The organism is Streptomyces jeddahensis (genome assembly GCF_001642995.1).
Taxonomy (GTDB): Bacteria; Actinomycetota; Actinomycetes; order Streptomycetales; family Streptomycetaceae; genus Streptomyces; species Streptomyces jeddahensis.
The window spans coordinates 1-25,652 of record NZ_LOHS01000044.1; the positions used below are offsets into that span (position 1 = coordinate 1).

Consider the following 25,652-nt stretch of genomic DNA (forward strand, 5'->3'; position numbering starts at 1 on the left):
GCGGAGCATGTGTTCTGGCAACAGGACTCACTCCCGCTCAGTCCCTAGGAACGGTGAGTCGAGCAGCAGTGGGGGCAGTCTGCCGAGCCAGGTGTCGATGAAGGGCAGGTGGGCGGGTGGGGTGGGACGCCACACGCCGGGCGCGGGTGGAGTGGTGAACTCCACCGGCTCGGACCGGCCGTCGTTCTCGCGCAGCTCGATGGAAAAGGTAGGTGGTAACGCCGATGCGGGCGTGGGACCCGGCCCGGCGTCATGGCAGAGGGCGTACCGGAGGGCGCGTGCTCATGCACGCGCACTCCGTCTGTACGGGGAGACTTCAGATGAGCGTCAGGTGACCGTGCACGCCTCCTCTCCAACCGCGAACGCCGTCGGTTTCCCGTTCGTCCCCGACGAGCTGCGCGTGAATCCGATCGCCACCGATGCGCCCGGCGCCACGTTCGCGTTCCAGCCCACGTCCTTCACCGTCACCGCCGAACCGTCCTGCGTGTGGGACGCGTTCCACGCCTGGCTGACCTTCTGGCCGTCCGGGAAGGACCAGCCCAGCGACCAGCCGGACCAGGCCTCGTCGCCGATGTTGGTGAGCGTGACATCCGCCTGGAAGCCGCCCGACCATTCATTGGTGATCTTGTACGTCACCGCGCAGGCGCCCTCGGCGGGCGGATCGGTGTCTCCATCACCGTCGCCATCCCCGTCCCCCTCCCCGGGATCGGTCTCGCCGCCGGTGGCCGCCGTGTCGCCGTAGACGATGCCGCGGCCGTTCGTCGACACGTACACGCGCCCGTAGACCCGCGGATCACCCGTGATCGCCGCACCGGTCCAGCCCCACTGATGGGCGTCGTCGTTGATGCGCACCCAGCTCTCGCCCGCGTCCGTGGAGCGGAAGATGCCGCGCACGCCGCCGATCTTCGCGCTGGTGTAGAGCGTCTGGTACGAGGCGTCGGGTGCTGCCTTGCCGAAGCCGATGGTGTCGGCCTGCTCGATGCTCGACAGCTTGGTGAACGTGGCGCCCGCGTCCTTCGAGTGCCACAGGCCGTACGTGCCGTTCGCCGAGCCGCCGGCCAGCCAGATGTCGCCCTCCTCGCCCGGCACCGCCTTGAAGCGGACGTCGCCCTCGGCCGGCAGACCGGTCGACGCCTTCTCGGTGAAGGTCACGCCCCCGTCCGTGCTGACGTAGAACTTCCCGGACTTGAAGCCGTAGAACTTCTTCGGGTCGACCCGGTCGGACTCGACGATCGCGCCCGCCGGGATGCCCGACGACGCGGTCCACGACGAGCCGTAACCGGACGTCGTCTGCACGCCCGTGCCGTCCGGGCTCCACACGAAGCGGCTGCCGTCGGCCGCCGCGGCGATCGTGCCGCCGCCCGTCACGCCCGAGGGGTCCTGTCCGGCGAACCAGTTGGCGCCGTTGTCCGTGGAGAAGGCGACGTGTGCGCCGGAGTCGATGGTGCCGACCCGCGCCACCACGTCGGGCTTCGTCTCGGCGAAGTCCAGGCTCGTGGTGGAGGTGAAGTTCGGCGACGTGTACATCATCGGCGGCACCTTGGTGAGGTCCGTGTGCCGGAAGCCGCCGATGTCGCCGAGCCCGCTGAGCAGCGGCGCGCCGGACGGGGGAGAGGCGATGTCGAGGACCGCGGTCTCCTCCAGGCCCTGCACCATCGGCTTGATGGTGATCTTCCCGCCGCTGTCCCACTGGCCGAGGTTCTCGGTGCCGTAGATCGTCGCGCCGGTTCCGTACATCATCCGGTTGGAGTTGAACGGGTCGATCTCGAGGGACTCCGTCATCCACCCCAGCTTCGGGGTCTCTTCGGGCGGGGACGGGTTCGCGCCCCAGGTCAGCCACGGTGAGGACGACACGTCCATCGTGTAGCGGTTCTCACGGTTGGGATACGAGGTGTAGTCCCACGCCCGCGTCCACGTGCCGCCGCTGTCCGTCGAGCGGAAGATCTGCGTGTCCGGCCACCAGCTGCTGTAGCCCGTCACCATGACCGTGCCCGGGTTCTGCCGGTCGACGCTCAGGCCGCTGAAGCCGTAGTACGTGTCGGCCTCCGCCACCGGGCTGATGTTCTTCCACTCACCGGTGGCCGTGGCGTGCCGCCACACCTGCCCCTTGCCGCCGTCGTACGGCCCGCCCGTGTCGCTGTACGCGAGATAGAGGTAGCCGTTCTCCGCGTCGAGCACGCCCTTGTGGGCGAGGTAGCCGGTCGGCTGGCCCGCGACGCGGGACCAGGTGGCGCCCGCGTCCGTGGACCGGTAGACCGCGTTGTCCTTGTCGGCGACCCCGACGTAGATCGTCTGCGTCTTCGAGGTGCCCGATCCCGTCGACTCGTCGAAGGTGACCCAGACGATGCCCTGGTTGTCGGACGCGTAGCCGCTCGTGTCGTTCGGATCCTGTGCGTAGTTGCCGGGGTTGGGGAAGCTGGTGACCTCCGACCAGGTGGCGCCGGAGTCCGTGGAGCGCCACAGGCCCTTGCCGCTGGGTGCGCCGAGGTACAGCACGCTGTTGTCGTGCGGGTCGACGGCCAGGCGCTCACCCATGCCGCGGCCGGGCATGTTGCCGCCCAGCTTGAACGGCAGTTCGGCCTTCTGCCAGCTCGCACCCCGGTCCGACGAGCGCAGGACGGCGCCGTTGCCCGGGTCCCAGTCGTTGGTGTACGTGCCGACGGCCGCGTACACCTTGTCCGGATCGACCGAGTCGGACGCGAGGCTCACCACGCCGGTGTGGCCCCAGTCGTCCCAGCCGATCGAGTCGAGCAGCGGGGTCCACGTCTTGGTGGACTCCTGCCAGCGGTAGGCGCCGCCGATGTCCGTGCGGGCGTAGGCGAGGTCCTTCTCGGTGCGGTTGAAGACGATGCCGGGGACGAAGCCGCCCCCGTCGATCCGGACGTTCTTCCAGGTGTAGGTGTCGGCCGCGATCGTCACGGGATCGTCGGCGGCCGCGACCGCGGGCGGGCTGCCCACGAGCAGGCCGGCCGCCAGGGCGAGCGCGGCCGTGAGAGTGCGGGTTCTTCGCACGGTGATGTCCTCTCCGGAAGGGGGAGACGGGGGAGGAACCGCGACCGGGCGGGCCCCGGGAAGCTGGGGCCCGCCCGGCGGGTACGCGGAGCAGCGGGGGACTATTCGATGAGCTCCGCATACGAGCCCAGAGCGAGGGCGATGTCCGCCTGGGCCCAGAACCGGTGGTACGTGAAGGTGGGCACGGCCCCGCCTTCCAGATAGCTCTCGATCTTCGACCAGGCCGGGTCGTCCTCGTAGAAGGAACGGATCGAGGCGAAGGTCGACGACGAGTCGATCGTGTCGCCGTTCGGCATGGTGCCGGTCCAGCCGCTCGGGACGTACACGGGGTCGTCGAAGCGGTTGTAGTCGGCGCGGGTCTCCGGGACGGCGATGCCGAGGTCGTCCTGGTAGTGGTCCCACATGCCGTCGAGCAGCGCCTTCGCCGTCGACGCGGCCTCCGTGTCACCGGACTTGTCGGCGTAGTACGTGAGGGTCCTCGCGTACGCGCCGGTCACGCCGACGTCGTTGGTGTAGTCGACGACGGAGACGTGGAGGTCCGTGTTCTCGGCGGGGCTCGACGGGTTCCAGGTCTCCGGGGCGCCCGACCACCGCAACGTGGACGGAACCTGGTACGTACCGTCCGGGTTGACGGTCGTCTCCGACAGCGCCCAGTCGACCCACTTGTCGAGGACCTTCTTGGCGCCGGCGTCACCCGTCTGCTGGTAGTACTCGGCGACCCGCTCCATCGACCACGCCTGGAAGCCGAACCACTGGTTGGACGGCGGGTCGTGGTAGACGGGCTTCTCGTCGTAGTACATGCCGTAGAAGGTGGGCGTCCCGGCCGGCGGGGTCGCGTAACGGCCCTGCCAGCTGTTGGTCGCGCCGCCCGCGATGGCGCCCTCCGCGGACTGCAGCCACTGGTAGAACTCGAGCTGCCGGTCCAGGCTGGTCGCCCAGTCGGACTGGCCCGTCGCCGACTTCGGCTTGAGCGGGGCGTACGAGCTCAGCGCGTAGGCGGCCATCGGGTTCTGGTAGCCGCCGTGCGCGTGGCTGGAGCCGATGCGCCAGGACCAGCCCGCCGAGGTGTCGGTCGCGCCACCCCAGGCGTAGTACCAGGACAGCAGGTAGTGCGAGCTGTTCTTGCCGGTGCCCGCCGGGCAGGCGGACGGGCCCACGCAGTCGCCGACCTTCTTGAAGTACTTGTCGTACATGGCGTAGCGCAGGTAGTCGCCCATCTTGGCGGCCTTGCCGACGGTCGCCGCGACGTCACCGCCCTTGCCCTGCTCCTTGGCCCACATGTCGGCCCAGTACGCGGCCTGGACGGCGCGCGCGTCGGCGTCGGGGGCGTTGGTGAACTTCCACTGCTTGGCGTACGACGAGTCACCCGTGAACAGGTCCAGGTAACCGTTCTTGCCACCGTAGGTGAAGTTGTCGCAGGTCGGGTGCGTGACGGTCTCCCACACGGACTCCTGCGGGCCGCGCTGGAAGGTGTTGATGTAGGACGGCCCTGTGTCGGACGGACCGGCCTGGCACTTGCCCGGCGCGTTACCGAACCCGTAGACGTTGTCGACGTCCTGGATCCAGTGCATGCCGTAGACGTCGTCCGTGCCGTACGCGCTCTTCAGCTCGGACGCGATCGGGTCCGAACCGACCGAGACGGAACCGTCCAGCTTCGACGGATACTCCGACGGCTGGTCCCACTCGGCAGCGTAGGTGGCCGGCTTGGAGGCGGAGTAGAACGAGGTGGTCGGCTGGTCGGCGTGCGTGGGGATCATGTACTTCTCCATGGTCTCCCAGGCACCGTTGAACTTGGACCAGTCGCCGGTGATCCTGCCGTACATCGCCTGCAGCCAGATCAGATAGCTGTACGCCTCCGACGTCGTCTCGTGGCCGTGGTCAGGCGCCTCGACGATCAGCGTCTCGACCGAGTGGTACGGGATGCCCTCCGGCGAGAAGTAGCCGTTCGCCGGGTTGGTGATTTTCCCGTAGAGGTCGAGGAAGCGTGCGTCGTAGTCCTTGCTGGCGGCCAGCTGGGTCACGGTGACCTCGGCCTCGGCGTGGCCGGGAGCCGATACCGTGAACGTCGCCGCGCCCGTGCCGGACGCGTCGGCGCTGATGGTCACTTTCTGTGCCGTGCTCCAGTTCGACGGCGTGAAGGTGAGGCTCGCGCCCTCGCTGACCGACAGGCCCGAGTTGCCCGAGGTGCGCTCCACCGACACCGTCACGTTCGAGGACGGCTCGGTCGACAGCTTCACCTCGAAGGACCCCGACTCGCCCTGCTGGATGCCTAGTTGGGCGGGCGAGGCGACGAGGGCCGGACCTTCGGCGACCGTGACGCCCACAGGCGTGGACTCCGCGGACGCACCGAGACTGTCGTACGCCTTGGCGTACAGGGAGTGGCTACCCGCCCCCAGACCGTCCGCGTCGTACGTGAACGGCTCGGTGGTGTCGGTCCCGAGCAGCTCCGTGTCGTCGTAGAACTCGATCTTCGTGATGTCGGCGCCGTCGGCGGCCGCAGCAGTCGCGGCCATCGGCACGGTGTCGCCCTGGCTGAAGATCGCGCCCGCCTCCGGGCTGGTCAGCACCGTGACCGGGGGCTGATGGGCGCCGGCGCACGTCGTGCCGTTGACGGCGAAGCTCGTCGGCGCCGCGTTGGTGCCGCTGTAGGTGAACTGGGCGCCGGTGGAGATGGCGGCCCCGGCGGCGATCTTCGCGTTGAAGCTCTCGTTCTTGACGGTGACGGTCTTGCCGGACTGCGACCAGATCCCGCTCCAGCCGTTGGTCAGCTTCTGGTCACCGGTGTAGTCGTACGTCAGGGTCCAGCCGTCGATCGCCTCGGAACCCCGGTTGGTGACCGTCAGCTCGGCGGTGAAACCGGAGCCCCAGTCGCTCGTCTTGTAGTCGACGCTGCACTGCACGGCTGCCGCCTGTGCGGGGCTCTGGCCGGTGGTCAGCGTCGTCAAGGGAATGGCGAGAGCCGCCACCACGGCTGTCCATAACCGCCGCGCGGCGCGGCGTCTCCTTTTCTGGTGCATGCGCTGGTTTCTCCTAGCTGCTCGAGAGTGGGGGTGGAGGTGGAGCAACAAGCTTTGAATTCATCGACCAGTGGGAGCGCTCCCATATTGGGCAGAGGGACCGGAGGGGTCAAGGTTCTTGAAGAGTCGAACTGTTTCGATGGATGGAGAAAGTAACTCCTCTGGTTTTTACCGGCACTTGGCGCTAGCTTCGTAAGCACCAGTGGGAGCGATTCCATCAGTCGACGCGTCCGTCACACGGACGCGCACGGTCTGTAAGGAGTCGCTCATGCGACATCCCCCGCGCTTATCCGCACTGCTCGTCACGGCCGGTCTGGCCCTGGTGGGCACCGCGGTGGCACCGGTGGTGACGGCGTCAGGGGCCGAACCCGTCTGCACGGTCGAGTACGAGACCGTGGGGCAGTGGGACAGCGGCTTCCAGGGAGCCGTCACCATCACCAACAACGGTCCGTCGGTGAGCAGTTGGGAGCTCGCCTTCGACTTCGCCGACGGGCAGAAGGTCACGCAGGGCTGGAACGCCAAGTGGTCCCAGTCGGGCACGACCGTCACGGCGGCCAACGAGAGCTACAACGGGTCGCTCGGCACGGGCGCGAGCACCACCGCCGGCTTCCTGGCCTCCGCGTCGGGGACCAGCACCGCGCCCACTACGTTCAAGCTGAACGGCACCACCTGCAACGTGGAGTCGGAGCCCGATCCCGATCCCACGGAACCGACGGACCCACCGACCGACCCACCGACCGATCCGCCGGACCCGGAGGAAGGGCCCCCGGCCCTGAAGGTCTCCGGCAACAAGCTCGTCGACGCGAACGGCGCGACCCGCCGCATGCTCGGCGTCAACCGCTCCGGCGGCGAGTTCATGTGCGTCCAGGGCTACGGCATCTGGGACGGACCGGTCGACGACGCCTCCGTCAAGGCGATCGCCGACTGGAACGTCAACACCGTCCGCATCCCCCTCAACGAGGAGTGCTGGCTGGGCCTGGACAACATCAAGCCTGAGTACTCGGGCGCCAACTACATCGACGCCGTCAAGGAGCTGGTGGCGCGCGTCGAGGCGCACGGCATGACGCCGGTCGTCGAACTGCACTGGTCGTGGGGCCAGTACACCGGCAACTCGGCCGGCTGCTCCGACGTGCACGCCAGCTGCCAGAAGCCGATGCCCAACATGCAGTACACACCGTCGTTCTGGGCCTCGGTGGCGAACACCTTCAAGGACGACAAGGCCGTCGTCTTCGACCTGTTCAACGAGCCGTACGCGGACCGCGCCACCTCCACCGCCGAGCAGGCCTGGACCTGCTGGCGTGACGGCGGCACGTGCCCCGGCATCGGCTATGAGGTCGCGGGCATGCAGGACCTGGTCGACGCCATCCGGGACACGGGTGCCACCAACCTGATCCTGGCGGGCGGCCTCGCCTACTCCAACGACCTCAGCCAGTGGCTGACGAACAAGCCCAACGACCCGGCGGGCAATCTCGCCGCCGCCTGGCACGTCTACAACTTCAACACCTGCTCCAACGAGAGCTGCTGGAGCTCCACGCTCGCTCCGGTCGCCGCCGAGGTCCCGCTCGTCGCGGGCGAGATCGGCGAGAACACCTGCTCGCACTCGTTCATCGACCGCGTCATGCAGTGGTTCGACGACCGTGACCTGTCCTACCTGGGCTGGACCTGGAACACCTGGGACTGCTCCTCCGGCCCGTCCCTGATCAGCAACTACGACGGCACTCCGACGTCGTACGGCATAGGGCTGCGCGACCATCTGCGCTCCCTCGACGGATAAGGACACCTGATCATGAGTCGCACCAGAACAGCACTACTGGCCGCAATGGCCCTGGTCGCCGGGGCCGCCGGCAGCGCCATGGCCGTCGTACCCTCGGACGTCGGCACCGCCGCCGTCCCCTGCACCGTCGACTACAAGGTGCAGAACCAGTGGGACACCGGCTTCACCGCCGCCGTGACGGTCACCAACCTCGGCTCCGCCAAGTCGTCCTGGTCCCTGGGGTGGACGTTCGCCGGTGACCAGAAGATCACCAGCGGCTGGAACGCCCAGCTCAGCCAGAGCGGTGCCGACGCCACCGCCAAGAACGAGAGCTACAACGGGACGCTCTCGACCGGCGGTTCGATCAGCTTCGGCTTCAACGCCACCTACAGCGGCACCAACGCCCTGCCCGAGACGTTCACCCTCAACGGTGTCACCTGCAACGTCGACGACGGCGGCGGCGAGCCCACCGATCCGCCCACCGACCCGCCCACGGAGCCGGGTGACCGCGTGGACAACCCGTACTCCGGGGCCAAGGTGTACGTGAATCCGGAGTGGTCCGCGAACGCCGCCGCCGAGCCGGGCGGCGACCGGATCGCCGACCAGCCCACCGGTGTCTGGCTCGACCGGATCGCCGCCATCAACGGCGCCAACGGAAAGATGGGCCTGCGCGCCCACCTCGACGCGGCACTGGAGCAGAAGGGCTCCGACGAGATGGTCGTCCAGCTCGTCATCTACAACCTGCCCGGCCGCGACTGCGCGGCGCTCGCCTCCAACGGTGAGCTCAAGGCCGACGAGATCGACAAGTACAAGACGGACTACATCGACCCGATCGCCGCGATCCTCGCCGATCCGAAGTACGCGGGCCTGCGCATCGTCACCACGGTCGAGATCGACTCGCTGCCGAACCTTGTCACGAACACCGGCAGCCGCGAGACCGCGACCCCGCAGTGCGACACGATGCTGGCGAACGGCAACTACATCAAGGGCGTCGGCTACGCCCTGAACAAGCTCGGTGACGTCCCCAACGTCTACAACTACGTCGACGCCGGGCACCACGGGTGGATCGGCTGGGACAGCAACTTCGCCCCGTCCGCGGAGATGTTCAAGAAGGCCGCCACCGCCGAGGGTGCCACGGTCGACGACGTCCACGGCTTCATCGCCAACACCGCCAACTACAGCGCCCTGAAGGAGGAGAACTTCAAGATCACCGACACGGTGGGCGGCAAGTCGGTCCGCGAATCCAAGTGGGTCGACTGGAACCTCTACACGGACGAGCTGTCCTTCTCCCAGGCCCTGCGCGAGGAGCTCGTCTCGATCGGCTTCAACTCCGGCATCGGCATGCTGATCGACACCTCGCGCAACGGCTGGGGCGGCGCGGACCGGCCCACCGGACCGGGCGCGACCACCGACGTCGACACCTACGTCGACGGCGGCCGCTACGACCGCCGTCTCAACCCAGGCAACTGGTGCAACCAGTCCGGCGCCGGCCTCGGCGAACGCCCGCAGGCCTCGCCCGAGCCCGGTATCGACGCCTACGTGTGGATGAAGCCACCGGGCGAGTCCGACGGCGCGAGCAAGGAGATCGACAACGAGGAGGGCAAGGGCTTCGACCGGATGTGCGACCCGACGTACGAGGGGAACGCCCGTAACGGCTACAACATGTCCGGTGCCCTCGGGGACGCGCCGATCTCCGGGCACTGGTTCTCCGCCCAGTTCCAGGAGCTCATGAAGAACGCGTACCCGGCGCTGTGACGCCAGGTCCGCCGGTGCCGGCCCGCACGGCCGGCACCGGCGGACCACCTCCGGGGCCCGGTGGACGCCTCCCACCTCCGGGCCCCGGAGGCGTACTCCACCCAGGCTCCGCCGACCACCGTCCGGCTGAATTCACGGGACCGAGCAGCCGATCCCCGGGCCGCGCCGTCACGTCCGCCGCTTGGCGGGACCTGATGCTCGGCCTCGCATCCGATCCGTTCCCGGTGTGAGGAGTCGAGTCTCATGAAGATCCGTACGGCTGCGGCGGTGATCGCGACGCTCGGGGCCCTGAGCGCTCCGGCGATTCCGTCGGCCTCGGCGGCCACGGCGCAGTCCGCTCTGTTCGGCGATCTCAGCGTCAGCACCTGCAATGTCACCGGCGCCGGCACCGACGACGAGGTGTCCGTCCGGCTCCACAGCCACAACGGCATGACCACGGACTGGCAGGTGCTCGACCTGCCCAATTACGACGACTTCCAGCGGGGCAGCCGGGCCGTCTACGACCTCGCAGAGCTGCCCGACGGCTGGGACCTGACCTCCTCCGTCGAGTTCCGCAAGGAGGGCCCGGACGACTGGTGTCTGCGCTCGGTCAGCCTCGGCCGGGACGTCGGCTGGCGACCCGGACCGCTGAACGACCGATCCTTCCCGTTCTGGGGGTTCCGGTACAGGTGGATCGGGGACGACCTGCCCCCGGGCGCCCACACCCAGCCCGACGGCAGGGTGTACATCTACTCCTACCCGACCCTGACGGTGACCTGGCCCTATCTGCGCTGATCCGTAGGGCCGGCGGACCTGACAGCGGTGTGGCCGCCCGGGAAACCGGGCGGCCACACCGCTGTCCGCCGATTCAGCTGTCCGCCGGCTCAGGCGTAGTCGAACGTCGCCGGGTCCGGGCCCAGCCGGCGCTCCTCGTTCAGGGCGCTGATCGCGGCGAGGTCCTCGACGTCCAGCTCGAAGTCGTAGACCTCGATGTTCTCCTTGATCCGGGACGGCGTCACGGACTTGGGGATCACGATGTTGCCCAGCTGGATGTGCCAGCGCAGCACGATCTGCGCGGGGGTGCGGCCGTGCTTCTGGGCGATCGCGACGATCGCCGGGACCTCGAGGAGGCCCTTGCCCTGGCCCAGCGGCGACCAGGCCTCGGTCCGGATGCCCTGCTTCGCGTGGTACTCACGGGCCGCCCGCTGCTGCAGGTGCGGGTGCAGCTCGATCTGGTTGACGGCCGGGATCACGGACGTCGCGTCGATCAGCCGCTCCAGGTGCTCGGGCAGGAAGTTGGACGTGCCGATCGACTTGACGCGGCCGTCTGCCAGGAGCTTCTCGAAGGCCTTGTACGTGTCGATGTACTGGTCCCGGGCGGGCAGCGGCCAGTGGATCAGGTACAGGTCGACATAGTCGAGCCCGAGCTTCCCGAGGGAGACGTCGAAGGCGCGCAGCGTCGCGTCGTAACCCTGCTCGCTGTTCCAGAGCTTGGTGGTGACGAAGAGGTCCTTGCGGGGAATGCCGGAGGCGGCGATCGCCTTGCCCGTGCCCTCCTCGTTGCCGTAGATCGCGGCGGTGTCGATGCTGCGGTACCCGGTCTCCAGCGCCGTGGCGACGGCCCGCTCGGCCTCGTCGTCCGGCACCTGCCAGACGCCGAAACCCAGCTGCGGCATCTCGATGCCGTTGTTGAGGATGATCGGGGGGACCTTGCTGCTCACGAGCTCTCGATCCTTTGTCGTCGGGTGGTACGTCCATCGTCAACGATCACGGGTGGCGGTGCATTCCTGGTTCACGTCCGGTTGTGCGGTCGGTCGTTCCGGTGGCCCCGTGGCCGTTGGGGAGCCGCGAGAATCGGCGGATTCGGATCCGAGCATATCGGCCCGGTCCGCACCATTGACCGGGTCCTGACAGTCGGCTGGCCCGCGCTGTGGCGCCAGGCCGGCGGTGCGGCGCCAGGCCGGCGGTGCGGCGCCAGGCCGGCGGTGCGGCCTCGAGCGTCGGCGGTGTCAGGTCACTGTGCCGACGTGCCGAGATACGCGTCGCGTACGGCGGGATCCGCCCTGACGTCCGCGGCGCCGCCCTCCGCCAGCACGGAGCCCAGGTCGAGGACGACGACCCGGGCGCACAGCTCCATCACGAAGGCGACGTTGTGCTCGACGAGGAGGACCGCGCAGCCTTCGTCGTCCGCGAGACGGCGGATCACCGAGGCCAGATGACGGCGCTCGTCCGCCGCCATCCCCGACGCGGGCTCGTCGAGCAGCAGCACCCGCGGCGGATCGGCCACCGCGCGGGCCAGTTCGACCATGCGCGCCTGGCCGACGGGGAGGCCGCCCGCGTACGACTCGGTCAGCCCGTCGAGCCCGCAGGTGCTCAGCACCTCAGCCGCACGTGTCCTCCGTGCCGCCTCCCGTGTACGCCGGGTCGGCGCCCCCACCAGATCGGCCGCCAGCCCGCCACCGCCGCCCCGCCACTCCTGCGCGACCAGCAGATTGTCGGCGACCGTCAGCTGGCCGAACAGCTGCTGCCGCTGGAACGTCCGGCGCATGCCGTGCCGGGCGCGCCACACGGGGGAGCGGCGCGTGATGTCGGTCCCGTCGAGCAGGATCCGCCCCTCGTCGGGCCGGCGGATGCCGGACAGGACGTCGAAGAGGGTCGTCTTACCCGCGCCGTTGGGCCCGATGAGCCCACAGATCTCACCCGCGCGCAGCCGCACATCGACGCCCGCCAGGGCCTGGACACCCCCGAACCGGACGCCGATGCCGGAGGCCTCGAGGACGAAGTCGCTCATGGCTGCACCACTCCTCGCGTCCGTGACGCCTGCGGTCCTGGCGACGCCGGTCCGGCCTGCTCGGGTCCGGACTGGGCCGGTCCTGCTTGCTCCGGCCCGGCCTGCTCCGGGCGGTCCGGACCGGGCGCCGCGATGCCGAGGTACGCCTCCGTGAGCCGGTCCGCCTGCACCTGGTCGCGCGGCCCGCACCAGGACACCCGGCCCTGGGCCAGGTAGGCGACGGTGTCGGCGACGCCGAGGACCTCCGCCGCCTTCTCCTCGACGAGCAACAGCGCCGTGCCCGCCTCCCGCAACTCCGCCAGCAGCCGGAACACCTCGTCGACCACGCGTGGCGCCAGCCCCAGGGACGGCTCGTCCGCGATCAGCACCTGCGGCGGGCGCAGCAGCAGTGGCGCGAGGGCCAGCATCTGCTGCTCCCCGCCCGACAGCGAGCCCGCCGCGACGCGTCGTCGCGCCGCGAGACTTGGGAACCGTTCGTACACGGCGTCCCGTTCGCCCTTGCCGGGCAGCCGCAGGGCGAGGTTCTCCTCGATGGTGAGCCCCGGGAAGATGCCGCGCCCCTCGGGCGCCAGCACGACCCCGGCCCGGGAACGCCGTACGGCACCGTCGCGCGTGGCATCGCGCCCGCCGACGTACACCGCACCCGCCCCCGGCGCGAGCAACCCCGCGGCGACCTTGCAGGTGGTGGACTTGCCGGCGCCGTTGGACCCGAGCAGCGCGAGGATCTCACCGGGGTGTACGGCGAGATCGACGCCGTGCAGCACGGCGGCACCGTCGTACCCGGCGTGGACGGCGCGGAGTTCGAGAGCCGTTCCAGCCTGTCCGGCGCTTGAGGACGAGCCCGAAGGGCGATCCGGGGTCTGGGGCGGAGCCCCCCCGCGGCGGAGCCGCATATCGATGCTGCCGGGAAGGGGCGGGCCGGCGGAAACCGCCGCCCGCCGCCGATGCAACCGCACGGGCACCGCCGCGCAGTACCCGTCCGGATCGTTCGCCAGGGCCAGGCCCGCCAGCCCGAAGAGGATCACGGGCAGGTGCACGGACTCCGTCACGTAGTCCGACACGAGGTGCGGGACGAGGGCGAAGACGAGGCCCGCGACCACCGCGAACTGCGGCCTGCGCACACCCGCCGCGACCACCACCGCGAGCCAGATCAACCCGGTCATCGCCGTGAAGTCGGTCGCGGTGATACGGGTGTTGTACGACGCATACATTACGCCGCCGAAGCCCGCGAGCCCCGCGGACAGCGTGAAGAGCAGCAGTTTCGTACGGACCACGGAGACGCCGGAGGCCATGGCGGCCGCGGGTGCCGAGCGCACCGCCAGCATGGCGCGGCCGGACGGCGAGCCGCGCAGCGCGCTCAGGCCCGCCACCGCCGCCGTGACCAGCACGAGCATCGCGACGCCCATGGCCCGGTCGTCGTTGAGGTCCACCGGTCCGAACACCGGCCGGGGGATCTCCCAGCCGGTGTCGCCGTTCCTCAACCACCCCATCTGGAACAGCACCTGGTCGGCCAGGAACGCGAGCGCCAGCGTCGCCAGGGCGAGGGAGCGGCCGCCGAGCCTGAGCGCCGGAAGGGCCACCAGCGCGCCGAGCACCGCGGCGGCGCAGGTGCCGGCCAGCGCGGCCGCGGCGAAGGGCCATCCGTGGCTCATCAGCAGCCCCGCCACCAGCGCCGCGCCCGTCACGAACGTCGCCTGCGCCAGCGACACCATCGCGCCGAGCCCCGTCACCACCGTGAACGAGATGAAGACGAGCGAGATCGCGAGCCCTTGGGCGAGGATGCCGCTCCAGAAGGGCGTCGTGACGGTGTAGAAGGCGACCGCGAGCAGGACGGCGGCCACCGTCCACGGCCCCCAGCGCCGCGTCCAGGACCGTCCGGTGAGGTAGTCGACCGGCGGCGCGTCGGAGGCGGCCGTGCCCGCCGTCCGCTGCCGCCGCGTCAGGAGCAGCAGCCCGGCGAAGAGGATCAGGAACGGCACCGCGGTACGGAATCCGGTGATGCTGTCGGCGAACGACGCATACCCCGCCACGAGATTCTGCAGCACACCGAGCCCGAGGCCGCCCGCGAAGGCCAGCGGGATCGACGCGAACCGGCCGAGCACCGCCGCCGTCGCGGAGACGAACAGGAACAGCGTGAAGTCGTGCGCCGACAGGCCGAGGAGCGGAGTGGCGAGCACACCGGCGAGGCCCGCCAGCGCCGACGACAGCATCCACGCCACCGACGACAACCGGTCGGCGCTCATTCCGCGCAGCTCCACGAGGGTGCGGTTGTCGACCGCGGCCCGCAGCTTCAGCCCCAGCGGTGTGTGGCGCATCAGCACCCACAGCCCCACCGCCACGACGGCCGTGCACACCCAGGTGATCAGCTGGTCGGAGTCGACCCCGACCCCGTCCACGAGCTGCCACGACACGGCCGGGCTCGGCCCCACGCCCGGCAGCCCGAACTGGTTCTCCGCGGGCTTGACCGGCGCGCCCGCGTCCTCCAGCAGCTCCACCACCCACAACCCCAGCGCGGGCAGCGCGACGAGCAGACCGATCGTCGCCACGATCTGCGCCGTCTCGCCGACCCGCGCCAGCTTCCGGAACATCAGCCGGTCGAGACCCCAGCCCAGAGCGGGCGCCACGACGCACACCAGCAGCAGCGCCGTCGGCACGGCGGGCCAGCCGAAGCCGGAGTGCAGCTCGTAGAAGGCGAGCGCACAGAGGTATGCGGTGGCACCGTGCGCGAAGTTGAACAGGCCCGACGCCGAGTACGACAGGACCAGGCCCGTGGCGAGCAGCGCGTACAGCGCGCCCGAGACCAGTCCGCTCAGTACGAACCCCAGCAGATCCGACATGGCGTACCCCTCAGGTCCCTGACGTCGATGGTTACTTGAAGGGGATCGGCTCGTAGCACTCGAACGGCGACGACACCACGTACCTGCCGTCCTTGAGCTGCACCAGCGCCCCGCACCCGAAGGACTCCGTCCGCCCCCTGGGCTCGGCACGGTCGCCTACGAGCGTGCCGGTGTCGGAGAACCCGTTCGCCGCCTCCTGGAAGGACGCGACGGTCAGGTCCTTGCCCGCCTTCTCGGCGATCGCGAGGAAAAGGTCGGCGGACATATAGCCGGTCACCATGTGCATGTTGAGCGGCACGTCCTTACCGGCGGCCTTCCGGATGTCCTCCTTGAACTGCCGCATCTCCGCGGTGTCCTGCTCGAACGGCTGGAAGGACAGCAGCACGTGCACCCCGTCCAGCGCCTTCCGGGTCGCATTCTTCGCCAGCAGCCCGGGGTCGTAGTCCGTCGGGTCGGTGAGCACGCCCTTGTACCCGGTGCGCTTGATCGCCGTGAACAGCCCGATGTTGTACGGCGTCTGCATCACCGAGACGACGACGTCGGGTGCCTTGCCGCCGTCGCTGTGCAGGATCTCCTTCGTGTACGCGGACCAGTCGCTCGGCACCGACGTCGCGGGAACCACCGGCTTCGCGTACGTCACCTTGTAGCCGGCCGATGTGAAGCTCTGCTTGTAGGTGCGGATGGCGAAGGTGCCCGCGTCGTTGTCGGTGGCGAGGATCGCGACGGTCTTGCCCTCGGAGCCGCCGATCACGTCCTTCAGGCCCTCGGGCCAGGTCTGGGAGATCGTGCCGCCGGGCGAGGGCACCATGCAGCCGCCGAAGCCGTAGATGTAGGTGGGTCCGCAGAACGACGGGAGCGTGCCCCAGCCGAAGGTGGGAACCTTCTGCTTCTGCAGGAAGTCGGCGCCCGAGAAAGTGATTGAGCTCATCGGGACGACCGCGAACACCTTGTCCTGCTGGACGAGTTTGCGTGCCGCCGCCAGGTTCTTGGCGGGATCCTGCCCGTCGTCCTCCGCGCCCAGGTACTCGATCTTCCTGCCGCCCACACCGCCCTCCGCGTTGGCGCGGTCGAAGCGGGCCTTCGCGCCCAGGTCGGTGTCCTTCTTGCTGTAACCGCTGGCGGTCGTCATGGAGACGATCCCGCCCACCTTGATGGAGTCGTCCGTCACTCCGCGTACGGAACCGGCCTTGCCGTCCCCGGATCCGGAACCGCTGGTGGCGGCGGAGTTGCAGGCGGTGGCGAGCAGCAGCGCGGCGGCCGCTGCGGCGAGGGTGCGGGTGGGTCGCAACACGTCGGATCCCCTCCTCGTCAGAGTGACCGAAATTCTGTGTGCGACCTGACGACTCGTCAATAACTGATGCGTCGGTAATTGATGAACCGTCAGAAGCTGCTGCCGTCCTCGGCAGGGCCGTACCGAGAGGTGTGCGCGCCGCCGAAGCCCCGGCTCACGTCTGGTACAGCGCCTCGACCTCGGTCTGGTACGTCTGCTCGATCGCCTTCCGCTTCAGCTTCAGCGAGGGGGTGAGCAGACCCTGCTCCTCGGTGAACTGGTGCGCCAGTATCCGGAAGGTGCGGATCGACTCCGCCTGGGAGACCAGCGTGTTGGCGGCCACCACCGCGCGCCGCACCTCGGTCTCGAGATCCGGGTCGCGCACCAGCTCGGCCGGTTTCAGCGTCGGCTTGCCGCGCATCTGCAGCCAGTGCTCCACGGCTTCCGTATCGAGGGTGACGAGGGCCGCGATGTACGGGCGGTCGTTGCCGACGACGATGCACTGCGCGACCAGCGGATGGTCGCGCACCCGCTCCTCCAGGACGGCCGGTGACACGCTCTTGCCGCTGGAGGTCACCAGGATCTCCTTCTTGCGGCCGCTGATCGTGAGGTAGCCGTCCTCGTCGAGCGAACCCAGGTCGCCGGTGGCCAGCCAGCCGTCGTGCAGGGTCGCGTCGGTGGCCTTGGGGTCGTTGAGGTAGCCCTGGAAGACCTGCCCGCCGCGCAGCCAGATCTCGCCGTCGTCGGCGATGTGCACGGTCGTGCCGGGAATGGGCAGCCCGACCGTGCCGTAGCGGGTGCGCTCGGGCGGGTTGGCTGTCGCGGCAGCGGTCGACTCGGTCAGTCCGTACCCCTCGTAGATGAGGACGCCCGCCCCCGCGAAGAACAGTCCCAGCCGCCGGTCCATCGCCGAGCCGCCGGACATCGCGTGCCGCACCCGGCCGCCCATCGCGTCGCGCACCTTGGAGTAGACGAGCTTGTCGAAGAGCTGATGCTGCATGCGCAGCGCGGCGGACGGGCCGGGCCCGGTGCCGAACGCCTTGGCCTCCACGGCGTCCGCGTACCGCACGGCGACGTCGACCGCCTTGTCGAACGCCCCGGCCTTGCCGTCCTTCTCGGCCTTGCGCCGCGCCGCGTTGAAGACCTTCTCGAAGATGTACGGCACGGCCAGGATGAACGTCGGCCTGAACGCGGCCAGGTCGGGCAGCAGCGCGGCCGCGTTGAGCTGCGGCTGGTGGCCGAGCTTGACCCGGCCGCGTATCGCCGCGACCTCCACCATGCGGCCGAAGACGTGCGCGAGCGGCAGGAACAGCAGCGTGGCCGCCTCGTCGCCGCGCTTGGAGTGGAACACCGGCTCCCAGCGCTCGATCACCGTGTCGGCCTCGAACATGAAGTTCCCGTGGCTGATCACGCAGCCCTTGGGGCGGCCGGTGGTGCCCGAGGTGTAGATGACCGTCGCGACGGATTCCGGGGTGACCGCTGCCCGGTGCCGGTGCACCACATCGTCGTCGAGGTGCGCGCCCGCCTCGTACAGCTCCTGCACCGCGTCCTCGTCGAGCTGCCACAGGCGGTGCAGCCCCGGCAGCCGGTCGATGACCGAGCCGACCGTCATGGCGTGGTCCTCGTGTTCGACCATGGCAGCGGTCACCTGGGCGTCGTGCATCATCCAGAAGACCTGCTCGGCGGAGGACGTGGGATAGACGGGCACCACCTGGGCACCGATCGTCCACAGCGCGAAGTCGAAGAGCGTCCACTCGTAGCGGGTACGGGACATGATCGCCACGCGGTCCCCGAACCGTACGCCCTGCGCAAGCAGCCCCTTGGCGAGTGCGAGCACCTCGTCGCGGAACTCGGCGGCGGTCACGTCACGCCACTGTCCGTCCTCCCCCTTGCGGCCGAGGGCGATGCGCGCCGGGTCCTCGACGGCATGGTCGAACACGGCGTCGGCCAAGCCGCCCACCGTCGGCTTCAGCGCCAATGGAGGGGTGGTGAACTCGCGCAATGATGCTCCTTGTGACGCTCCGCACAGCGCGGGTGACGGTACCTCACGACGGGAGACCGCGGGAGGGGTGACGTTTCGCCGGACCGGGAGCCATATGCACAGGTCAGGCTGATAAATGGGTCGACATGGGGGGAGGCTGGGACAGAATCATGACCGCTCGGCGATCTCCGTCGCCGTAATCTCCACGGAATCTGTACGACGCGCTCACGCCACGCGGAACTCGGGCATGGCATCCGGATCCGCCCGCGGGACCGGCCCTGACCTGGCGTCCCCGGCCGCCCTGGCCAAGGGGCGTCCGACGCGGTCCTCCTGGTCGAAGACCGAGATGATGAGGCTGTCTTGCCCGTACCGAGACGGCTACCTCGCGGAGGTAGCCATCCGAGCCCACACCCCAAGGCAGGTCTGCCTTGGGGTGTGGCCGCCAGGCCCGGAGGATCCGTGACAGGCGCTGGGGTCATCAGCGCGATGCGCGCGGAGTCAGCAACTCGCCGAACCCCATGCGCTGGACGAACCTCTCACGCGTCTCGCGGGCAACCTCGTTGACCGACTCGACGCCGGCTTCGGTGTAGTCGACGACGCTGCGGAAAGGCTTGGCGCCGTGGGGAAGGGAGAGAATCCGGGTGATCTCGTCGGCCACGCCGACGGGGCTCGGGTCGACACCGGGGACGAAGAGGGCCGACGTCACCTCCTCGTTGCGCGCCACCAGCGGGTCAAGTTCCGCATAGGCGGCCGAGACGGCCGCGTCGGCGGCTCGAGTGGCGTCGGGAAAGTGCTGGGTGCCCTTCGTGATCGCACCGGGCATGACGATGCACGTCTCGATTCCTAATGGGTTCACCTCGTACGAAGTGGCCACCGCAAGGACGTCGAACGCCGCCTTTGACGCCGCGTACGGACCGAGGAAGGGCGGCGTGGTGACGATGATGGTGCTGCCGACGTACAGCAGTGTGCCAGTGCCGCGGTTCCGCAGGTGTGGCAGAACGGCCCGGTTCACCCGGTGGGCCCCGATGACGTTGATGTCGATGAGATGCGCGATGTCCTCGGCGCTGAACGCCTCGGTGTACCCCACGTAAAGGTGCCCCGCGTTCTGCACCACGACGTCCAGGTCGCCGCTGTCTCGCAGGATGGCCGCAACAGCCGCATCAGCCGACTCCTGCGAGGTGACGTCGAGTGCGACGACCCGTAGTGCTCCACCGTGCTGTGCGGCGAACTCGAGCAGTTCCTGGCGGTGGACGTTGTCGTGTCCCTCGGGGTCGCGCATGCTGGCCCACACCGTGTGCCCGGCCCGGGTGAGGGCTCGCGCAGTGTGGTTGCCGATGCCGGTAGCAGCTCCGGTGATGAGGACGGTGGACATGGCGGTTTCTCCGTTCGTCGGATGTGCTGTGATCGGTCAGGACGCGGGGACGAGTTCGACGCGAAGGATCCGGTCGTCGCCCGGCCGGGAGTCGGTTCCGCCCCAGGTCGCTCCATCGGTGTTCGCCGTCGTGATCCACAGAGAACCGTCGGGCGCCGGCTCCACCGTGCGGATTCGTCCGTACCGTTCGGTGAAATAGGCGACGGGGTCACCGGCCGCACGAGGCCCGTCGACAGGGAGGCGCCAGAGCCTCTGTCCCCCGAGTGCACCCATCCACACGGCGCCCCCGGCGACGGCGATTCCCGACGGTGACGCATCGTCCGGGTGGATGACGAAGATCGGGCGCTCGCCGTGCGCGCCCTGGACTCCTTCGGACTCGGGCCACCCGTAGTCCCGCCCCTGGCGCAGGACGTTCAGCTCGTCCCAGGTGCGGTGGCCGAGTTCAGACGCGTAGGCAGTGCCGTCCGCACCGAACGCGATCCCCTGTACGTTGCGGTGGCCACTGGAGTAGACGGCCGTTCCGGACGGGTTGTCCGGCGGCACGGATCCGTCCGGCCGGATCCGCAGGATTTTGCCGTTCAGGGACTCGTCGGCGGCGGCGTTCCCGGGCGAGAAGGCATCGCCGGTGCCGATCCAGAGGTTGCCGTCCGGCCCGAAGCGCAGGCGCCCGCCGTGGTGGCGGTCGGCGGTTTCGATGCCATCGAGGACAACCCGGTCCTGGCGTAGGGAGCGCAGGTCACGGGCGACGCGCAGTGCCACGACGCGGTTCGTGGGTGAGGATGACACATACGCATAGATGGTGTGGTCCTCGTCGAATGACGGCGAGGCGGCCAACCCGAGGAGACCGCCCTCGGCGCTCACCTCGACGCCGGGCACCCTGCCGACGAGCGCCGGCTCCTCGCCCTCCCGTATGTGCAGGATCCGTCCCGACGATCGCTCGGACACGAACGCTGAGCCGTCCGGAATGAACGCCAGGCCCCAGGGCATGTCCAGGCCGCTCACGATCTCCGTGACCTCTCCGGGAACCAGGCCGTGAGTGGGCCGATCCGTACCGTCGGGCTGCACAGACCGCATGGGGGGCGTGGCTGCCGAGTGCGATTCATGCGGCTCCGAAGTCGTACACCCTGCCAGAAGGACGACGTTGCAAAGGAGGGCTGTGACGGCGCTTCGGCGGCGGCGTCCGACCGCTGGAATCCGTGGGATCTCTGCCATGGCTGATCTGTCCTTCCGGGCGGCCGAGGCTGGAAGTTGATGGGGGGCGGGAACGGCGTACCGTCCCGCCGGGCCGGCTAAGCAGATTGGCGAAGTCCGGTGCTGTACCGCGCCCCGTAAGGGGCGCGGGGCTGCGTCGATATGCGGCTCCGCCGCGATGGGGGTCCCCCCGCTCGAGCGAAGCCGAGAGTGGGGGAGCGACCAGCCACGGACGGCCCGCGGCTTTGGTACGCACTTCCCGCGGAGCGCTCAGGTGGCGAACCGGTGCTGGAGGCGCTGGCAGACGAAGCCGGCGAGGGCGCCCATGGCGCTCGCCGCAACCAGCGTGAGCAGTCCGGTGAGTACGTCCTCCGGCTCCGCGGCGAAGAAGGTGACCAGGCCGAGGAACCAGGCGAGCATGTTGTTGAGGACGGGTGTGGTGCGCAGGCCCACCGCAACCGAGGCCAGGACGAAGACCGCAAGCGGCAGCGCCAGGACACCCGCAAAAGGCGAGGTCATCTCGACGATTGTGTGGCCGACCACGGCGAGCACCATGCCGAGCCACAGGCACACGACGGCGTGGACGCCGAGGCGGGCTCATGTCGGCCGGGTGAACCACGCCACCCATCCGGCGAACATGACCCAGGGCTCCAGGCCGAGGGTTGAACTGTTGAAGGCGGCTGCGGCCGCCACGACCGCCGCGATGGTGGTGAAAGCCACGAATTTTCCGTTGGCAGGGCGCTCAGTGGCGATTTCTTGAGACGTCATCGGAAACTCCTCCTCATGGTCGATGGGGTTCGTCCTTCACGGTGGATCCGGCTCTTCCCGCCGGGATGTGAATGCCGTTCCGTCAGGCGATGCCACCGTTGACGAACACGACCTGGCCGTTGACCCACCGGCCGGGACCGGCCAGGAAGCTGACGGCCTCCGCGATGTCTTGCGGGGTACCGAGCCGCTTCATGGGACTCATGCCGGCGATCCGGTCGATGACCTCCTGCGTCTTGCCCTCGAAGAACAGCTCCGTGGCAGTCGGGCCCGGCGCCACCGCGTTGACCGTGACGTCCCGGCCGGCGAGCTCCTTGGCGAGGATGGGGACCATGGCCTCCACAGCCCCCTTGGTCGCTGCGTAGGCGCCGTAGGACGGCAGGTGTGTGCGGGTCACGGTGGTGGAGAAGGCGACGATGGCACCGCCGGCGCGGACGCGGCGAGCCGCCTCCCGCACCACGACGAACGTGCCCCGCACGTTGGTACGCAGCAGCTGGTCCAGCTCCGCCAGCTCCAGCTCAGTGGTCGGCCGCAACGCCATCACGCCCGCTGCGTTGACGACGACGTCGATGGGACCGAGGCGCTGCTCCACTTCGTCGAAGGCCGCGGCGATCGACACCTCATCGGCCACATCGGCCCGCAGCGCGATCCCGCGGGCCCCGGCTGCCTCCACCTCGCCGACGGCAGCCTCTGCCTCCTTCGTGTTGGACGCGTAGACGACGGCGACATCCTGTCCCGCGGCGGCGAGCCGGGATGCGACGGCGCGGCCGATACCCCGGGAGCCCCCAGTGACGACGGCAGTGCGTGAAGCGGTATTCATAAGGATTCCCCTCGATCGTTGCTAACACTTAAACGTTAGCACTTAATGGGCACCGCTAACAAGAGCTTTGTTAGCGGTGTTTTAGCGGTGCGCTGGGTCTGCTGTTAGCATTGATTCGTGATCAACACGAGCAAGCGGGAAGCCATCCTCGATGCCGCGCTGGACCTGCTGACCCGCGGAGGCAGGGACGCAGTCTCGACCAGGGCGCTCTGCAGCGCGGCCGGCGTACAGGCCCCGACCATCTACCGACTGTTCGGAGACAAGCAGGGCGTGCTGGACGCCGTGGCCAGCCGAGGACTCGAGTCATACCTGGCCGACAAACGGCACATGCCGCCCAGCGGCGACCCCGTGGAGGACCTGCGCCGCGGATGGGACCTGCACATCGGGTTCGGGCTCGCCGAGCCCACCCTCTACTCGCTCATCTACGGGAGCCCACGGCCCGGCGCCGAACCCGAGGGGGCCAAGCACGCGGCAGAGATCCTCGCCGGACTTGTGCACCGCGTCGCCCTGGCCGGTCAGCTGCGCATCTCCGAGGAGCGGGCAGCACGGGTAATCCATGCAGCCGGTCGCGGCACCACGCTGACCCTGATCGCTACGCCGGACACGGAGCGCGACATGGGAGTTTCCCGGATCACCCGTGAGGCTGTGATCCATGCGATCACCCATCCCGCCCCGGTCGGGGACGATCGACGACCGGCGGACGAGAGTCGCACAGGATCGCCCCGGGCAGCGAAGGACCAACCGCAACCCAGAGGAGCCGACGCCGGCGTCGGAGCCAGCGCTGTCGCCCTGAAGGCCGCTCTCGCCGACGTGAAGGTCCTCAGCCCGTCCGAACGTCAGTTGCTGGGCGACTGGCTCGACCGGATCATCAACGCGGTTCCGGACTAACGGGCTGTCAGGCCGCGTGAGGCGCGCTCGCAACTGTGGCGACTCTGACTGCAGACTGACGGAATTCTGCTGCCAGTGTGGATGATCCATCCCGGACTGGCTACGCCATATCTGAAACGCGGCCTAGCCGCGCTCCCGGTGAAGCCGGTCCCCGCCCGACAGGATCGCCGCCGCCAGCGCGTCCGCCGCGGCCTGCGCGGAGGGCCGCCGCCGGCCGTGGACCAGGACGAAGTCGACCTCGCCCAGCTCCGGCAGGCCCGCCCGGTCCGGGACGCGGACAAGGCCCGGCGGGATCAGTCCGCGGGAGTGGGCCATCACGCCGAGCCCGGCACGCGCGGCCGCGATCAGGCCGTTGAGGCTGCCGCTCGTGCAGACGATGCGCCAGGCGCGGCCCTGCCGCTCCAGCGCCTCGAGGGCCAGGGCGCGGGTGATGCCGGGCGGCGGGTACACGATGAGCGGCACCGGCCGGTCCGGGTCGAGACGCAGCCGCTCAGAGCCGATCCACACCAGCTTGTCGTGCCGGACGGTCTCGCCACGCGGGTCCTCCGGGCGCCGCTTGGCGAGCACGAGATCCAGCTTCCCGGCGGCGAGCTGCTCATGCAGCGTGCCGGACAGCTCGACCGTCAGCTCCAGATCGACTTCCGGATGCTCGTGGCGGAAGGACTCCAGGATCTCCGTGAGCCGGGTGAGGACGAAGTCCTCGGAAGCGCCGAAGCGTAGCCGGCCGCGCAGCCGCGTGCCGGTGAAGAACGCCGACGCCTGCTCGTGGACCTCGAGGATGCGGCGCGCGAACCCGAGCATCGCCTCGCCGTCCTCGGTCAGCTCCACGGAATGGGTGTCGCGGCTGAACAGCTGCCGCCCCGTGGCGCCCTCCAGACGGCGCACGTGCTGGCTCACCGTGGACTGGCGCAGCCCGAGCCGGCGGGCGGCCTGCGTGAAGCTCAGCGTCTGCGCCACCGCCAGGAACGTACGCAGCTGGGACGGGTCGTACACGAGGCCAGCCTAGCGCTGCCCATCGCGATACGTGATGACAGTCAGAGCGGTATAGCAGATTCCCGATCACGCTGATCAAGAGGAAGATGGGGAGGGCACGACCCTCCCCCGCTGCCTGAACGGGCGTGGCGGGAACCCCATCGAGCACCGCGAACATGGAGCACCGTGAAACGCCTGAAGTGGCCGAGCCGGCTGCCGATCGACCCGTACATTCTGGCGTTGCTCGGGACGGTGGGCGTCGCCGCTCTCCTCCCCGCCCGGGGCAGCGCCGCCGATGTCGCATCGGGCGCCTCCACGGCCGCCGTGGCCTTGCTGTTCTTCCTCTACGGCGTGCGGCTGTCCACCCGTGAGGCGCTCGACGGGCTGCGGCACTGGCGGCTCCACCTCACGATCCTCGCCTGCACGTTCGTCGTCTTCCCGCTGCTCGGCGTCGCCGCCAAGGGGCTCGTCCCGTACGTACTGACGCCCGCCCTCTACAGCGGCTTCCTGTTCCTCACGCTCGTCCCGTCGACGGTCCAGTCGTCCATCGCCTTCACCTCGGTCGCGCGCGGCAACGTGCCCGCCGCGATCTGCGCGGGATCCTTCTCCTCGCTCGCCGGAATCGTCCTGACGCCGCTGCTCGCGGCGGCGCTCCTCGGCAGCACGGGCGGTGGGTTCTCGGCGGACTCGCTGCTGAAGATCGTGCTGCAGCTGCTGGTGCCGTTCCTGGCCGGGCAGCTCCTGCGCCGCTGGATCGGGGGATTCGTCGCGCGGCACAAGAAGGTCCTCGGCCAGGTCGACCGCGCCTCGATCCTGCTCGTCGTCTACACGGCCTTCAGCGAGGGCATGGTGCAGGGCATCTGGCACCAGGTGACTCCGCTGCGGCTGGCCGCGCTGCTCGGTGTGGAGGCGGTGCTGCTTGCGGTGATGCTTGCGCTCACCTGGTACGGCAGCAAGCGGCTCGGCTTCGACCGGGCCGACCGGATCGCGATCCAGTTCGCGGGCTCCAAGAAGTCCCTGGCCTCCGGGCTCCCCATGGCCAGCGTGCTGTTCGGTGCGCATGCCTCGCTGGCCGTGCTGCCGCTGATGCTCTTCCACCAGATGCAGCTCATGGTCTGCGCGGTGATCGCGGGGCGCCGCGTCCGGGACCCGGAGGCGGCAGCCGCCACGCCGCCGCCGGCCGCGGTTCAGCGAACCGCGGCCGGTACGGCGACACGCTCGGGCTGATATACGGACGACAGCGGCCGCA

Annotated in this window: 18 protein-coding genes; 5 read left to right on the forward strand and 13 right to left on the reverse strand. The window is 69.4% G+C overall.

All coding sequences use genetic code 11. The features are described from left to right. Positions 1–327 precede the first annotated feature (327 nt). Positions 328–3,012 (reverse strand): cellulose binding domain-containing protein, encoded by a 2,685-nt coding sequence (locus STSP_RS06015; RefSeq protein WP_067273060.1) that lies wholly within the window; start codon positions 3,010–3,012, stop codon positions 328–330. 101 nt (positions 3,013–3,113) lie between these two features. Continuing rightward, positions 3,114–6,029, reverse strand: coding sequence for a glycoside hydrolase family 48 protein (locus STSP_RS06020; protein ID WP_067273063.1), 2,916 nt, complete (start codon positions 6,027–6,029; stop codon positions 3,114–3,116). A 268-nt stretch (positions 6,030–6,297) separates the two neighbouring features. Here STSP_RS06020 and STSP_RS06025 point away from each other — a divergent pair, with 268 nt between their 5' ends. The 3 genes from STSP_RS06025 to STSP_RS06035 all read left to right on the forward strand — a co-directional run bounded on the left by STSP_RS06025 (position 6,298) and on the right by STSP_RS06035 (position 10,311). Beyond that, on the forward strand, positions 6,298–7,803 hold the full coding sequence (locus STSP_RS06025) for a cellulase family glycosylhydrolase (protein ID WP_078066923.1): 1,506 nt from the start codon (positions 6,298–6,300) through the stop codon (positions 7,801–7,803). Positions 7,804–7,815: 12 nt separating this feature from the next. Then, positions 7,816–9,537: a glycoside hydrolase family 6 protein gene (locus STSP_RS06030; RefSeq protein ID WP_067273066.1), complete on the forward strand. Its 1,722-nt coding sequence runs from the start codon at positions 7,816–7,818 to the stop codon at positions 9,535–9,537. 243 nt (positions 9,538–9,780) lie between these two features. Beyond that, positions 9,781–10,311, forward strand: a complete 531-nt coding sequence (locus STSP_RS06035; protein WP_067273068.1) for a PLAT/LH2 domain-containing protein — start codon at positions 9,781–9,783, stop codon at positions 10,309–10,311. A gap of 89 nt (positions 10,312–10,400) precedes the next feature. On the opposite strand, the gene STSP_RS06040 is transcribed toward STSP_RS06035, so the two are convergent. The 10 genes from STSP_RS06040 to STSP_RS06080 all read right to left on the reverse strand — a co-directional run bounded on the left by STSP_RS06040 (position 10,401) and on the right by STSP_RS06080 (position 22,543). After that, positions 10,401–11,237 (reverse strand): aldo/keto reductase, encoded by an 837-nt coding sequence (locus STSP_RS06040; protein ID WP_067273071.1) that lies wholly within the window; start codon positions 11,235–11,237, stop codon positions 10,401–10,403. Between the two features lie 293 nt (positions 11,238–11,530). After that, a complete protein-coding gene (locus STSP_RS06045; protein ID WP_067273074.1) occupies positions 11,531–12,307 on the reverse strand; it encodes an ABC transporter ATP-binding protein in 777 nt (258 codons plus the stop codon). Then, positions 12,304–15,144, reverse strand: a complete 2,841-nt coding sequence (locus tag STSP_RS06050) for an ABC transporter permease subunit (RefSeq protein ID WP_067273075.1) — start codon at positions 15,142–15,144, stop codon at positions 12,304–12,306. Before STSP_RS06050 ends, STSP_RS06045 begins: the two co-directional genes overlap by 4 nt. A 31-nt stretch (positions 15,145–15,175) precedes the next feature. Then, on the reverse strand, positions 15,176–16,435 hold the full coding sequence (locus STSP_RS06055; RefSeq protein ID WP_067273077.1) for an ABC transporter substrate-binding protein: 1,260 nt from the start codon (positions 16,433–16,435) through the stop codon (positions 15,176–15,178). Positions 16,436–16,589: 154 nt separating this feature from the next. Further along, a complete protein-coding gene (locus STSP_RS06060) occupies positions 16,590–18,416 on the reverse strand; it encodes an AMP-dependent synthetase/ligase (RefSeq protein ID WP_067273080.1) in 1,827 nt (608 codons plus the stop codon). 457 nt (positions 18,417–18,873) lie between these two features. Further along, positions 18,874–19,767, reverse strand: a complete 894-nt coding sequence (locus STSP_RS06065; protein ID WP_067273094.1) for an SDR family NAD(P)-dependent oxidoreductase — start codon at positions 19,765–19,767, stop codon at positions 18,874–18,876. A 36-nt stretch (positions 19,768–19,803) separates the two neighbouring features. Then, complete coding sequence (locus STSP_RS06070; protein WP_232789538.1) at positions 19,804–20,769, reverse strand: PQQ-dependent sugar dehydrogenase; 966 nt, start codon at positions 20,767–20,769, stop codon at positions 19,804–19,806. A 459-nt stretch (positions 20,770–21,228) separates the two neighbouring features. Next, a complete protein-coding gene (locus tag STSP_RS36695; RefSeq protein ID WP_232789539.1) occupies positions 21,229–21,513 on the reverse strand; it encodes a DUF1097 family protein in 285 nt (94 codons plus the stop codon). 42 nt (positions 21,514–21,555) lie between these two features. Continuing rightward, positions 21,556–21,678, reverse strand: coding sequence for a hypothetical protein (locus STSP_RS40720; RefSeq protein WP_269801027.1), 123 nt, complete (start codon positions 21,676–21,678; stop codon positions 21,556–21,558). A gap of 130 nt (positions 21,679–21,808) precedes the next feature. Next, positions 21,809–22,543, reverse strand: a complete 735-nt coding sequence (locus STSP_RS06080; RefSeq protein WP_067273099.1) for an SDR family oxidoreductase — start codon at positions 22,541–22,543, stop codon at positions 21,809–21,811. 117 nt (positions 22,544–22,660) lie between these two features. On the opposite strand from STSP_RS06080, the gene STSP_RS06085 reads away from it, so the two are divergent. Next, positions 22,661–23,431 (forward strand): TetR/AcrR family transcriptional regulator, encoded by a 771-nt coding sequence (locus STSP_RS06085; protein WP_067273101.1) that lies wholly within the window; start codon positions 22,661–22,663, stop codon positions 23,429–23,431. A gap of 123 nt (positions 23,432–23,554) precedes the next feature. Here the strand turns inward: STSP_RS06085 and STSP_RS06090 are convergent, their stop codons facing one another. Further along, entirely contained in the window at positions 23,555–24,424 is an 870-nt protein-coding gene (locus STSP_RS06090) for a LysR substrate-binding domain-containing protein (protein ID WP_067273104.1), read from the reverse strand. A 165-nt stretch (positions 24,425–24,589) separates the two neighbouring features. On the opposite strand from STSP_RS06090, the gene STSP_RS06095 reads away from it, so the two are divergent. Beyond that, entirely contained in the window at positions 24,590–25,630 is a 1,041-nt protein-coding gene (locus STSP_RS06095; RefSeq protein ID WP_078066926.1) for a bile acid:sodium symporter family protein, read from the forward strand. The last annotated feature ends 22 nt before the right edge of the window (positions 25,631–25,652 follow it).